The organism is Massilia sp. IC2-278, from assembly GCF_020708045.1.
Lineage (GTDB): Bacteria > Pseudomonadota > Gammaproteobacteria > Burkholderiales > Burkholderiaceae_D > Telluria.
The window spans coordinates 136084-149193 of record NZ_JAJFES010000011.1; the positions used below are offsets into that span (position 1 = coordinate 136084).

Genomic DNA, 13110 nt, shown 5'->3' on the forward strand with positions numbered 1-13110 from the left:
GGAAGGCGATGCCGCCGGCAACTGCCAGGCACGACGGCGCGATGACTGCTCAGTCTACGAGAATGCTTGCTCAAAAGGCAAGCAACTTGTCGCGCGCCTCAGGTTCCGTTTTTGAGTCTCCGCCACAAGGTGGTGCGGCTGATGCCGAGGTGGCGCGCGGCCGCATCGCGCGAGCCGCCGAAACGGGCCACGATGTCCGCCGTACTGTGCGCAGGCGCGGCCGGCATGGCGGCAGGCACCTCGGGGGTGGCGGCGCCCGGCCCCAGTCCCGACACCAGCTCCGGCGCCACCGACAGCAAAAAGCCCGGCGTCAGCGCCTGCAAGGGCTCCGCCGCGAGGAACAGCGCCAGGCGTTCCATCAGGTTGCGCAGTTCGCGCACATTCCCAGGCCAGCCGTAGCGTTCCAGCAGCGGCGCGCAGGCTGTCAGTTCCGCATGCAGGTTCGGATGCGGCCGCGCACCCAGTGCCGCCAGCGACTGCTTCAGCGACCACTCGGCCAGTGGCGCGATGTCCGGCACCCGCGCCCGCAGCGGTGGCAGCGCCAGGCGCAGCACGGCCAGGCGATAGAACAAATCGGCCCGGAAGCGTCCCTCGCGCACGCGCGCTTCCAGGTCGCAGTGGGTGGCGCTGATCACGCGTACCTCGATCGGCACCGGCCGCGTGCCGCCCACACGCATCACTTCGCGCTCTTCCAGCACGCGCAGCAGGCGCGTTTGCAGGGCCAGCGGCATCTCGCCGATCTCGTCGAGGAACAGCGTGCCGCGATTGGCCGCTTCGAACAGCCCCGCATGCCCGCCACGGCGCGCGCCGGTGAACGCGCCTTCCTCGTGCCCGAACAGTTCCGACTCCAGCAGCGACTCGGCAATCGCGCCGCAATTCACCGCCACGAAGGGCCGGTTCGCGCCCAGGTTGCGCGGCCCTTCGCGGTGGATGGCCTGGGCCACGAGTTCCTTGCCGCTGCCGGTCTCGCCCTGGATCAGGACGGTGGCCGGCGAGCGCGCATACAGCACCACCGACTGGCGCAGCCTTTCCATCGCCTCGGACTCGCCGCGCAGGTCGTTCAAGCCACGCCGTGCGCGCCGCGGTTCGTTGGCCGGCCCACGGCGGATGCGGTTCGCTTCCAGCTGGGTAAGGCGGGCCAGTTCCAGCGCATCGTCGAAGGCCTGGCGGATCGAGGCCGCCGAATACAGGAAGACGCCGGTCAGGCCCGCTTCCTCGGCCAGGTCGGTGATCAATCCGGCGCCGACCACGACCTCGATCCCGGCCGTCTTCATTTCCTTGATCGCGGCGCGCGCATCCTCGCGCGTCACATACGTGCGCTGGGCGATGGTGAGGCCGAAGGTGACGCTGAAGTCGGCCAGTTCCGGCAGCGGCTGCTGATAGCTGATCACGCCGATGCGGTTGGAGACCTTGCGCGCGCGGGCCAGCGCCTGCATCACGTCGAAGCCGCTGGCCTTGGCGACGACCACCGGCGCCGAGACGCGGCCCTTCAGGTAGGCGCCGTTCGAGCCGGCGGCAATCACCACGTCGCAGCGCTCGCTCGCCATGCGTTCGCGGATATGACGCGCGGCTTCATCGAAACCGAGGTTGATCGGCTCGATGGTGGCAAGGTGGTCGTACTCGAGCGTGATGTCGCGCAGCAGGTCGGACAGGCGCGAGACCGAGACGGTCCAGATGACCGGCTTGTCGACTTCCTGGGGCAGGGGAGAGAGAGGGCGCATGTTGCAATTCTACTGCAACGATGTTGCGCGGATGTTTCAAGGTGAAACATCGTTGAAACACGGTGGATATTGATGCAGGAGGCTACTCCACGCTAAACCCCTGAACTATCAGGCTTTTCGACAGCCCAAACCGTGTCAGCCGCGCTGGCACGTTCTTTGCAATTGCCAAGGCATACATTCATCGAACCACCAGGAGACCCCATGATCCAATCGCCAGGCGCACTGTTCCGTCGCGTCGTCCAGGAAGAATCGCCGCTGCAGGTTGTCGGCGCCATCAACGCCAACCACGCCCTGCTGGCCAAGCGCGCCGGCTTCAAGGCCATCTACCTGTCGGGTGGCGGCGTCGCAGCCGGTTCGCTCGGCCTGCCTGACCTGGGCATCTCGAACCTGGACGATGTGCTCACCGACGTGCGCCGCATCACCGACGTCTGCGACCTGCCGCTGCTGGTCGACGTCGATACCGGCTTCGGTTCCTCGGCCTTTAACGTGGCGCGCACCGTGAAATCGATGATCAAGTTCGGCGCCGCCGCCATGCACATCGAAGACCAGGTCGGCGCCAAGCGCTGCGGTCACCGTCCGGGCAAGGAGATCGTGTCCAAGCAGGAGATGGTCGACCGCATCAAGGCGGCAGTCGATGCCCGTACCGACGAGAACTTCGTGATCATGGCGCGCACCGATGCGCTGGCCGTGGAAGGCATCGACGCCGCCATCGACCGCGCCGTGGCCTGTGTCGAAGCCGGCGCCGACATGATCTTCCCGGAAGCGATGACCGACCTGGCCATGTACTCGCGTTTTGCGAAAGCCGTCGGCGTGCCGATCCTGGCCAACATCACCGAATTCGGCTCGACCCCGCTGTTCACCGTCGACGAGCTGAAGACCGCCGACGTCGGCATCGTCCTGTATCCGCTGTCCGCTTTCCGCGCCATGAACAAGGCCGCCGAAAACGTCTACACTGCGATTCGCCGCGACGGCAGCCAGCAGGCTGTGGTCGACACCATGCAGACCCGCGCCGAACTCTACGAGCGCATCAACTATCACGACTTCGAACAGAAGCTCGACGCCCTGTTCGCAGCACAGAAAAAATAATCGAAACCCGAATTGGAGACCACCATGAGCGAACAACAAACCCCAAGCTTCAAGCCGAAGAAATCCGTGGCCCTGTCGGGCGTCGCTGCCGGTAACACCGCCCTGTGCTCGGTCGGCAAATCGGGCAACGATTTGCACTACCGCGGCTACGACATCCTGGACGTGGCCAACTCCTGCGAATTCGAAGAAATCGCCTACCTGCTGGTGCATGGCAAGCTGCCGACCGGCGCCGAACTGCGCGGCTACAAGGCCAAGCTGAAAATGCTGCGCGGCCTGCCGCAAGCGGTGAAGCTGGCGCTGGAAGCCCTGCCGGCCGGCAGCCACCCGATGGACGTGATGCGCACCGGCGTCTCGGCGCTGGGCTGCGCGCTGCCGGAAAAGGACGACCACAACGTCGCCGGCGCGCGCGACATCGCCGACCGCCTGATGGCCTCGTTCGGCTCGATGCTGCTGTACTGGTACCACTACAGCCATAACGGCAAGCGCATCGAAACCGAAACCGACGACGACTCGATCGGCGGCCACTTCCTGCACCTGCTGCACGGTCATAAGCCGTCGGACGAATGGGTGCGCGCAATGCACACCTCGCTCATCCTGTACGCCGAACACGAGTTCAACGCTTCGACCTTTACCGCACGCGTGATCGCCGGGACCGGTTCCGACATGCACTCGGCGATTACCGGCGCCATCGGCGCGCTGCGCGGACCGAAGCACGGCGGCGCCAACGAAGTCGCGCTCGACATCCAGAAGCGCTACGAAAACGCCGACGAAGCCGAGGCCGACATCCGCAACCGCGTGGCCAATAAAGAGGTCGTGATCGGCTTCGGCCACCCGGTGTACACCATCAGCGACCCGCGCAACGTGGTCATCAAGGAAGTCGCGCGCACGCTGTCGCAGTCCGCCGGCTCGATGAAGATGTTCGACATCGCCGAGCGCCTGGAATCGGTGATGTGGGAAGTGAAGAAGATGTTCCCGAACCTCGACTGGTTCTCGGCCGTGTCGTACCACATGATGGGCGTGCCGACCGCGATGTTCACGCCGCTGTTCGTCATCTCGCGCACCTCGGGCTGGGCTGCCCACATCATCGAGCAGCGCATCGACAACAAGATCATCCGCCCGAGCGCGAACTATGTCGGTCCGGAAGACCTCCAATTCGTACCGATCGCCGACCGTAAATAACGCATTGCCTGGATACCGAGCTTCACCATGAACAACGCATACCGCAAACCCCTGCACGGCACCAATCTGCATTACTTCGATGCGCGCGCAGCCGTCGACGAGATCGAAGCCGGCGCCTGGGACAAGCTGCCCTACACCTCGCGTGTGCTGGCCGAAAACCTGGTGCGCCGCTGCGAGCCCGTGTCGCTGGTGCCATCGCTGAAACAACTCATCGAGCGCAAACGCGACCTCGACTTCCCCTGGTTCCCGGCGCGCGTGGTCTGCCACGACATCCTGGGCCAGACCGCCCTGGTCGACCTGGCCGGCCTGCGCGACGCCATCGCGCTCGAAGGCGGCAACCCGGCCCTGGTGAACCCGGTGGTGCCGACCCAGCTGGTGGTCGACCACTCGCTGGCGGTGGAGTGCGGCGGCTTCGACCCCGACGCATTCGCCAAGAACCGCGCCATCGAGGATCGCCGCAACGAAGACCGTTTCCACTTCATCGACTGGACCAAGAAGGCCTTCCAGAACGTGGACGTGATCCCGCCGGGGAACGGCATCCTGCACCAGATTAATTTGGAGCGCATGTCGCCGGTCATCCAGACCAAGGATGGCGTGGCCTTCCCGGATACGCTGGTCGGCACCGACTCGCACACCCCGATGGTCGACGCGCTCGGCGTGATCGCTATCGGCGTGGGCGGCCTGGAAGCCGAGAGCGTGATGCTGGGCCGCGCGTCCTACATGCGCCTGCCGGACATCGTCGGCGTCGAGCTGACGGGCAAGCCGCAGCCGGGCATCACCGCTACCGACGTGGTGCTGGCGCTGACCGAGTTCCTGCGCGCCTTGAAAGTGGTGTCCACCTACCTCGAGTTCTACGGCGAAGGCGCGGCCAAGCTGACCCTGGGCGACCGCGCGACGATCTCGAACATGGCGCCGGAATTCGGGGCGACTGCCGCGATGTTCTACATCGACGAGCAGACCATCAAGTACCTGAAGCTCACCGGCCGCGAAGACGAGACCGTCAAGCTGGTCGAGCTGTACGCGAAGGAAACCGGCCTGTGGGCCGACGCGCTGGTCACCGCCGAATACGAGCGCGTGCTGCGTTTCGATCTGTCGATGGTCGTGCGCAACATTGCCGGCCCGTCGAACCCGCACAAGCGCGTGCCGACCTCGGAACTGGCGGCGCGCGGCATCGCCGGCGTGGTCGAGAATGAACCAGGCCGTATGCCGGATGGCGCCGTCATCATCGCGGCCATCACCAGCTGCACCAACACGAACAATCCGCGTAACATGATTGCGGCTGGTCTCTTGGCCCGTAACGCGAATGCGCGCGGCCTGCTGCGCAAGCCTTGGGTCAAGTCCTCGCTGGCGCCGGGCTCGAAAGCGGTCTCGTTGTATCTCGAAGAAGCGGGCCTGATGCCCGAACTGGAAAAGCTGGGCTTCGGCGTGGTGGCCTTTGCCTGCACCACCTGTAACGGCATGAGCGGCGCGCTTGATCCGGTCATCCAGCAGGAGATCGTCGAGCGCGACCTGTACGCCACCGCCGTGTTGTCGGGCAACCGCAATTTCGACGGCCGTATCCACCCGTACGCGAAGCAGGCCTTCCTGGCCTCACCTCCGCTGGTGATCGCCTACGCGATTGCCGGCACGATCCGCTTCGATATCGAGAAGGACGTGCTGGGCATCGACAGCAATGGCCAGCCGGTGAAACTGGCCGACATCTGGCCGAGCGACGCCGAAATCGACGCCGCGATCGAACAGAGCGTGAAGCCCGAGCAGTTCCGCAAGGTCTACACGCCGATGTTCGCACGCGTGGCCGACGATGGCGAAGCCGTGTCGCCGCTGTACGACTGGCGCGAGATGAGCACCTACATCCGCCGTCCGCCGTACTGGGAAGGCGCGCTGGCCGGTGTTCGTTCGCTCACCGGCATGCGTCCGCTGGCGCTCCTGGGCGACAACATCACCACCGACCACCTGTCGCCGTCGAACGCGATCATGGGCGACAGCGCGGCCGGCGAATACCTGTTCAAGATGGGCTTGCCGGAAGAGGACTTCAACTCCTACGCCACCCACCGCGGCGACCACCTCACGGCCCAGCGCGCGACGTTTGCGAACCCGACCTTGAAGAACGAGATGGTGCGCAATGCGGACGGTTCTGTCCGTGCCGGTTCCCTGGCGCGCATCGAGCCGGAAGGGCAGGTCACGCGCATGTGGGAAGCCATCGAGACCTACATGGAGCGCAAGCAGCCGCTGATCGTGGTGGCCGGCGCCGACTACGGCCAGGGCTCGTCGCGCGACTGGGCGGCCAAGGGCGTGCGCCTGGCGGGCGTGGAAGCGATCGTGGCCGAGGGCTTCGAGCGTATCCACCGCACCAACCTGGTAGGCATGGGCGTGCTGCCGCTGGAGTTCCTGCCGGGCGTGAACCGCTTGACGCTGGGGCTGGACGGGACCGAGACCTATGACGTGGTCGGCGAGCGGACGCCGCGTGCGCAGTTGACGCTGGTGGTCAATCGCCGCAACGGCGAGCGCGTCGAGGTGCCGGTCACCTGTCGTCTCGATACGGCGGAAGAGGTGTCGATCTACGAGGCGGGTGGGGTGCTGCAGCGGTTTGCGCAGGACTTCCTGGCGTCGTCGAAGGTCGCGGCATAGGTTGACGTTATCGGGCGATGCGTCACCGTTGCGGGTGCAAGGTAACGCACGTAACCGCGTGGGCACGGAGTGCCCACCGTACGGGATGCGTCTCGACTGCGATTGAAAACTTGGTTTGCTTCGACCGTAAGGTGGGCACTTTGTAGTGCTGGCATTTAGCCAGCCCTACTGCCCACGCAGTACGCACTCCACACCCGGACACGTACGGCGAAACATCGCCCGCACACTACACTGGATCAACGAACACATGGCACACCAACCCCAAATCAAAATCCCCGCCACCTACATGCGCGGCGGCACCAGCAAGGGCGTCTTCTTCCGCCTCGACGACCTGCCGGAAGCGGCGCGCGTTCCCGGCCCGGCCCGCGACAAACTCCTGCTGCGCGTGATCGGCAGCCCCGACCCCTACGGCAAGCAGATCGACGGCATGGGCGGCGCCACCTCCAGCACCAGCAAATCCGTCATCGTCGCCAAGAGCACGCGCGAAGACCACGACGTTGACTACCTCTTCGGTCAGGTATCGATCGACAAGGCCTTCGTCGACTGGTCCGGCAACTGCGGCAACCTGTCCTCGGCCGTCGGCTCGTTCGCCATTAGCGCCGGCCTGGTCGACAAAGAACGCGTGCCCGAGAACGGCATGGCCACGGTCCGCATCTGGCAAGCCAACATCGGCAAGACCATCATCGCCCACGTGCCAATCACGAACGGCGAAGTCCAGGAGACCGGCGACTTCGAACTCGATGGCGTGACCTTCCCGGCCGCCGAAGTCCAGCTCGAATTCATGGACCCGGCCGCCGACGAGGAAGGCGCCGGCGGCTCGATGTTCCCGACCGGCCAGCTGGTCGACGACCTGGAAGTCCCGGGTGTCGGCACCCTGAAGGTCACGATGATCAACGCCGGCATCCCGACCATCTTCCTGAACGCGGCCGACATCGGCTACACGGGCGCCGAACTGCAGGACGCGATCAACGGCGACCCGAAGGCGCTGGTGCTGTTCGAAACCATCCGTGCCTGCGGCGCCGTGCGCATGGGCCTGATCAAGCATGCCGACGAAGCCGTGGGCCGCCAGCACACGCCGAAGGTCGCCTTTGTCGCGCCGCCGCTCAACTACACCGCCTCCAGCGGCAAGGAAGTAAAGGCCGGCGACATCGACCTGGTCGTGCGCGCGCTCTCGATGGGCAAACTCCACCACGCGATGATGGGCACGGCGGCAGTGGCCATTGGCACCGCGGCGGCGGTCCCGGGCACGCTGGTCAACCTGGCCGCCGGCGGCGGCAAGCCGAGCGCGGTGCGCTTCGGCCACCCGTCGGGCACGCTGCGCGTGGGCGCCGAGGCGGTGGAGGCGAATGGTGAATGGAGCGTGACCAAGGCGGTGATGAGCCGTAGCGCGCGCGTGCTGATGGAAGGCTGGGTGCGGGTGCCGGGCGACACCTTCTGAACAGGCAAGGCATCGGCAAGCGGGCGGGTGGCGTCAATACGACGCCACCCGCCCGTTTTTGCTTCTAATATTTCCTTTGTGCTAGTAGTTTTTCTCGAACGTGGTTTATCATCTGGCAACGAAAAGCGGCCCGGATTCAGAGGCTGCAGTCTGGGATGCACCTGAAGATGGACAGAATGCCGAGCCAACCCGCCCTCGTCGCCGATGCCTTGCGGCTGCTGGGCGCACCTGCCTGTGCCTGCGACGGCGCGGGCGTCATCATTGCCGCCAACGATGCGCTGGCGGCGCTATTCGGCGATTCGCCGCTGGGCCGGACGCTGCCCGGGCTGTTCTACGATGCCGCCGCCCAGACGGCCGCGGGCCAGCTGGCGCAGGCGCTGCACCTGCCGTGCCACTGGCACGGCGTGCTGGCCACGCCCCGCGGCGAAGTGCCGGTGCAGGTGCAGGCCCAGCCGCTGCGCGAGAGCGGCGGCGCCAGCTTCGTCTTTGCCGATGTCAGCGCCTACGAGCAGGGCCGCGAGACACTGCGTACCACGGTGCTCGAGCAGCGCGTGCTGATCGAGAACGCGCCGATCGGCATCCTGTTCACCCAGGGCGGCCGCATGCGCAGCTGTAATCCGCGCCTGGCCGCGATGGCCGGCTACAGCCCCGAGGAGCTGGCGCGCGTGGCCCCGGTCGACATGTTCCAGTCGCCGGAAGCCTTTGTCCACTTCATGGACGGCGCCTTCGGCACCATCGCCCAGGGAGAGGTCTTTGAAAAGACCGGGCAGCAGTTCCGCCGCCGCGACGGCTCGCTGTTCTGGTGCCGCGTGCGCGCCCACCTGGTCGAACCGGGCCGGCGCGAGGCCGGCACCATCTGGATCGTCGAGGACGTCACCGAGGCGCGCCGCGCCCAGCTCGAAGTCGAGGCGCTGCTCACGAACTCCGCGCTGGCGATCATCTTCACCCGCGAGCGCGCCATCAGCCGCTGCAACGGCGGCTTTTGCGAGATGTTCGGCTACCCGGCCGGGAGCGCGCTGCCGGCCAACGTGCGCGGCCTGTATGCCGACGACGCGGCCTGCGACGCCATCGGCGTCGCGGCCTTTGAACAGTTCGCGCTGGGACGCTCCTACACCACCGAGACCGCGATGGTGCGCGCCGACGGCACGCCGCTGTGGGTGCAGCTGATCGGCTTCATGGTCAATCCCGACGAGCCGTCGCACGGCAATGCCTGGATCGTCGAAGACCGCACCCGCCACAAGCACAGCGAAGAATCGCTGCGCGACGCGCTGCTGGAAAACCAGGCCATCCTCGACAGCGCGGTGCTGGGCATCGCCGTGGTCGAGAGCGGCCACACCCTGCATTGCAACCGCAAGATGGAAGAGCTGTTTGGCTGCGGCGCCGGCGGCATCAGCGGGGTGTCGGTGCGCTCGCTCTACCCCGATAGCGACGGCTGGCAGGCGGCGCGCGCCGAGACCGCGCGCGACTTCGCGGCCGGGCGCGTGCACGTGTCCGAGCACCGCCTGATGCGGCGCGACGGCGAAGTGTTCTGGGCACGGCTGTCCGGCCGGCCCTTCGACCTGGAAAACCCCGGCGGACGCAGCGTCTGGATGGTGGACGACGTGACGGCGCGGCGCGAAGCCGCCGAGGAAGTGCGGCGCGCGCGCGACGAGCTCGAAGTGCGGGTGGCCGAGCGCACCGCCGAACTGGCCGGCGCGAATGCCCTGCTGCAGGACGAGATCCTCGAGCGGCGCCAGGCCGAGGCGCGCGTGCACCACATGGCCTACCACGACAGCCTGACCGGCCTGCCGAACCGCGCGCTGCTCGCCGACCGCATGGAACAGGCGATCCTGGCGGCGGGGCGCTCGCATACCAAGCTGGCCGTGATGTTCATCGACCTCGACCGCTTCAAGAACATCAACGATTCGCTCGGCCACCTGACCGGCGACTACCTGTTGAAGGAAGTCGCGAACCGCCTGTGCCGCGCGGTGCGCGCGAGCGACACCGTGGCGCGCCTGGGCGGCGACGAATTCGTGGTGCTGGTGCCGGGCGTGCATGCGGCGCGCGAGTGCGACGCGGTCGGCGACAAGATCATCGAGGCCCTGGCCGCCCCGGTGCCGGTGGATGGCCACAGCCTGCACATCTCGCCCTCGATCGGCATCTGCCTGTACCCGGACGACGGCAAGGATGTCGAGACCCTGATGCGCCACGCCGACGCCGCGATGTACCACGCCAAGGCGGCCGGCCGCAACAACTACCAGTTCTTCGAGCAGCACATCAACCAGGCCGCGGCGCGCCACTTCGAGCTTGAATCGAGCCTGCGCACGGCGCTGGCCAACGGCGAGTTCGAACCCTACTACCAGCCGATCATGGACATGGCCACGCGCCGCGTGCACGCGCTGGAAGTGCTGCTGCGCTGGCGTCGCCCGGGCATCGGCCTGGCGCTGCCGGACGACTTCATTCCTATCCTGGAAGAGAACGGCATGATCGTGCCGGTAGGGGAATGGGTGATCCGCCGCGCCTGCGAGCAGAGCATGGCCTGGCAGCGCCAGGGCTTGCCGGCGGTGCCGCTGGCAATCAACCTGTCGGCGCGCCAGTTCATGCACCGTGCGCTGGTGGCCTCGATCCGCCGCATCGTCGAGGAAACCGGGATCGACCCGACCCTGGTGGAATTCGAGATCACCGAGTCGGCGCTGATGCAGCACAGCGAGCAGACCCTGGAAATCCTGGGCCAGATCAACCGCATGGGCATGCGCCTGTCGATCGACGACTTCGGCACCGGCTATTCGAGCCTGGCCTACTTGAAGCGCTTCCCGGTCCGCAAGATCAAGATCGACCGCGCCTTCATCCGCGAGCTGGAAGCGAGCAGCGAGGACCGCGCGATCGTGGCGGCCGTGATGGCGCTGGCGAACAGCCTGCAGCTGCAGGTAGTAGCCGAGGGCGTGGAGACGGAAGAGCAACTGGCGCTGCTGCGCGGGTATGGCTGCCAGTACGTGCAGGGCTGGCTGTTTGCCAAGGCGCTCGATAGCGAGGCGACGCGCGCTTTGCTGGCCGACGACGCACGCTAGGGTGGCCCGGTCCACCCCACGATGTCAATCCAGCGTCGCAATCACCGGCGTATGGTCCGACGGCTGCTCCCACTTGCGCGGTTCGCGGTCGATGATGCAGGCCGTGCAGCGCCTGGCCAGCTCGGTCGACAGCAGGATGTGATCGATGCGCAGCCCGCGGTTGCGGCGGAAGGCCATCATGCGGTAGTCCCACCAGCTGTACTGCTTTTCCGGCTGCTCGAACATGCGGAAGGCATCCACCATGCCGAGGTCGACCAGGGCCGTCATCGCGGCCTTTTCCTTGTCCGAGAAATGGATCTTGCCTTCCCATTCGGCCGGGTCGTGCACGTCGCGGTCTTCCGGGGCGATGTTGTAGTCGCCCAGCAGGGCCAGTTGCGGATGCTGGCGCATTTCTTCGCCCAGCCACTCGTGCAGGGCCTTCAGCCAGGCCAGCTTGTAGACATATTTGTCCGAATCGACCGCCTGGCCATTCGGGATGTAGGCGCACACGAAACGCACGCCCTCGATAGTGGCGGCGATGATGCGCTGCTGCGGGTCCTCGAAGCGCGGGTTGTTCTTGACCACGTCGGTAATCGGGAATTTCGAGAGGATGGCGACGCCGTTGTAGGTTTTCTGGCCGGTGTAGGCAACCTGATAACCGGCAGAATTAATTTCCGCAAGCGGGAACTTATCGTCGGTCAGCTTGGTCTCTTGAAGGCAGAGTACGTCAACCGGACTGGTCTCGAGCCACTTCAGCAAGTGGGGTAGGCGGACCTTCAGCGAGTTGACGTTCCAGGTGGCTATTTTCATGTATGCGCGTGGTAGGTAATGCGCCAGGCGGACCCTCCGGCCTGGCAGGTGCGCAGTATCGGTGCTGGCCACGAATCCTGCAAGTTCCCATGGAATGCCGCCTAACGGATACCCGTCATGCGGTTTGCTTAAAATGCAATCCCGATGCTCAAGAGCCAGATTTGTGGTTTAAAACATATGAGTGCGACATCCGGGGCTCAGGATGGGGCGGAATGTAACATTTCAATCGTGGAAACCCACAGTCGGGAATCGTTACTATTCTGGAACTTGTAGTTGTTTTCGCATAACTTGCGATGTAGTATGCCATTTGGCGTGCTGAACCATTCGGCCGCCGCCCCCGGCAAGGCCCGCACGATTGCATGCATTCGTGACAATAGTTTTGCAACAAAATGGTACTATGGGAAATATTGCTGTTTCGATAGCGAGTTTCCGTACCCATATGAAAAGGACAGAGATGCGCAGTGCATTTGAAGCGTGGGCCCAACGCGATGGCCACATTGTTCGACGCCGTGAAGACAAGCCCGAGGAATACCTCGTCTATGAAACCCAGCGCCGCTGGGTGATCTGGCAGGCGGCCCTGGCGCACGGCGCCAAGGCGGCAGGCGAGACGCCGTCGAAGTTCCCCGAGCAGGGCGCCGCCCCGGCCATGCAGCAGGACGAAGCCGCGGTCCGCAACCGCGTGCTCAACGAGGTGCTCGACGCGTTCAGCGACCTCGACGAGACTGCCGGCATGGAAGGCGTGCTGAAGGTCATCCAGGGCCTGAAGAAGCGTCAAAAAGCAACGGCCGAACAGGCCTAATGCAATACCGGCACTACAAGGGTGGCCTCTACGAGCTGGTCTGCGAAGCCACGCTCGAGGCCGACCTCACGCCCATGATCATCTACCGCGCCGCGGATGGGTCGATCTGGGCGCGTCCGAAAAGCGTGTTCTTCGAGCTGGTGGATGTCGATGGGGTGATGACGCCGAGGTTTGCGCCGGTGTCGTGATTCGCGCTGCCTGAACTGACCACCGATTCGCCGTTGTAGGGTGGACACCTGTGTCCACGCTGTCTCACCGTTCGCGTTCACGCGGCGGCTGCCAACATCCCATGTGCATACGTATCGGCGTTGATTGACGCTGGTATGACGCATCAGTGCTATACCGCGTGGGTACAGGTGCCCACCCTACAACCCCCCGCGCCGTTTTCATCGTTACCGCCAATAAAAAACGGGCCGCATTGCT

Annotated in this window: 9 protein-coding genes; 7 read left to right on the forward strand and 2 right to left on the reverse strand. The window is 65.4% G+C overall.

Translation table 11 applies throughout. The features are described 5' to 3' along the window. Nucleotides 1–98: 98 nt before the first annotated feature. Complete coding sequence (prpR, locus tag LK540_RS18760; protein ID WP_229438830.1) at nt 99–1721, reverse strand: propionate catabolism operon regulatory protein PrpR; 1623 nt, start codon at nt 1719–1721, stop codon at nt 99–101. Nucleotides 1722–1922: 201 nt separating this feature from the next. Here prpR and prpB point away from each other — a divergent pair, with 201 nt between their 5' ends. From prpB to LK540_RS18785, 5 genes are all read left to right on the forward strand, one after another. Continuing rightward, nucleotides 1923–2807 carry a methylisocitrate lyase gene (gene prpB, locus LK540_RS18765; RefSeq protein ID WP_229438831.1) on the forward strand — a complete coding sequence of 295 codons (885 nt, stop codon included), beginning with the start codon at nt 1923–1925 and terminating at the stop codon, nt 2805–2807. Between the two features lie 24 nt (nt 2808–2831). After that, entirely contained in the window at nt 2832–3986 is a 1155-nt protein-coding gene (prpC, locus tag LK540_RS18770) for a 2-methylcitrate synthase (RefSeq protein WP_229438832.1), read from the forward strand. A gap of 27 nt (nt 3987–4013) precedes the next feature. After that, nucleotides 4014–6614, forward strand: a complete 2601-nt coding sequence (acnD, locus tag LK540_RS18775; RefSeq protein ID WP_229438833.1) for a Fe/S-dependent 2-methylisocitrate dehydratase AcnD — start codon at nt 4014–4016, stop codon at nt 6612–6614. A gap of 247 nt (nt 6615–6861) precedes the next feature. After that, nucleotides 6862–8052, forward strand: coding sequence for a 2-methylaconitate cis-trans isomerase PrpF (gene prpF / locus LK540_RS18780; RefSeq protein ID WP_229438834.1), 1191 nt, complete (start codon nt 6862–6864; stop codon nt 8050–8052). A 176-nt stretch (nt 8053–8228) separates the two neighbouring features. After that, complete coding sequence (locus tag LK540_RS18785) at nt 8229–11099, forward strand: EAL domain-containing protein (RefSeq protein ID WP_229438835.1); 2871 nt, start codon at nt 8229–8231, stop codon at nt 11097–11099. 24 nt (nt 11100–11123) lie between these two features. Here the strand turns inward: LK540_RS18785 and xth are convergent, their stop codons facing one another. Continuing rightward, nucleotides 11124–11888 carry an exodeoxyribonuclease III gene (gene xth / locus LK540_RS18790; RefSeq protein WP_229438836.1) on the reverse strand — a complete coding sequence of 255 codons (765 nt, stop codon included), beginning with the start codon at nt 11886–11888 and terminating at the stop codon, nt 11124–11126. Nucleotides 11889–12342: 454 nt separating this feature from the next. Here xth and LK540_RS18795 point away from each other — a divergent pair, with 454 nt between their 5' ends. Both LK540_RS18795 and LK540_RS18800 read left to right on the forward strand, forming a co-directional pair. Further along, a complete protein-coding gene (locus LK540_RS18795; RefSeq protein WP_229438837.1) occupies nt 12343–12687 on the forward strand; it encodes a hypothetical protein in 345 nt (114 codons plus the stop codon). Next, nucleotides 12687–12875 (forward strand): DUF1653 domain-containing protein, encoded by a 189-nt coding sequence (locus tag LK540_RS18800; RefSeq protein WP_229438838.1) that lies wholly within the window; start codon nt 12687–12689, stop codon nt 12873–12875. Before LK540_RS18795 ends, LK540_RS18800 begins: the two co-directional genes overlap by 1 nt. Nucleotides 12876–13110 lie beyond the last annotated feature (235 nt).

Excerpts from the sequence above, each read along its gene's own strand:
- LK540_RS18795 (WP_229438837.1), top strand. The coding sequence starts at position 12,343 with ATGCGCAGTGCATTTGAAGCGTGGGCCCAACGCGATGGCCACATTGTT.
- prpF (WP_229438834.1), top strand. The coding sequence starts at position 6,862 with ATGGCACACCAACCCCAAATCAAAATCCCCGCCACCTACATGCGCGGC.
- LK540_RS18800 (WP_229438838.1), top strand. The coding sequence starts at position 12,687 with ATGCAATACCGGCACTACAAGGGTGGCCTCTACGAGCTGGTCTGCGAA.
- prpR (WP_229438830.1), bottom strand. The coding sequence starts at position 1,721 with ATGCGCCCTCTCTCTCCCCTGCCCCAGGAAGTCGACAAGCCGGTCATC.
- xth (WP_229438836.1), bottom strand. The coding sequence starts at position 11,888 with ATGAAAATAGCCACCTGGAACGTCAACTCGCTGAAGGTCCGCCTACCC.
- prpB (WP_229438831.1), top strand. The coding sequence starts at position 1,923 with ATGATCCAATCGCCAGGCGCACTGTTCCGTCGCGTCGTCCAGGAAGAA.
- acnD (WP_229438833.1), top strand. The coding sequence starts at position 4,014 with ATGAACAACGCATACCGCAAACCCCTGCACGGCACCAATCTGCATTAC.
- LK540_RS18785 (WP_229438835.1), top strand. The coding sequence starts at position 8,229 with ATGCCGAGCCAACCCGCCCTCGTCGCCGATGCCTTGCGGCTGCTGGGC.
- prpC (WP_229438832.1), top strand. The coding sequence starts at position 2,832 with ATGAGCGAACAACAAACCCCAAGCTTCAAGCCGAAGAAATCCGTGGCC.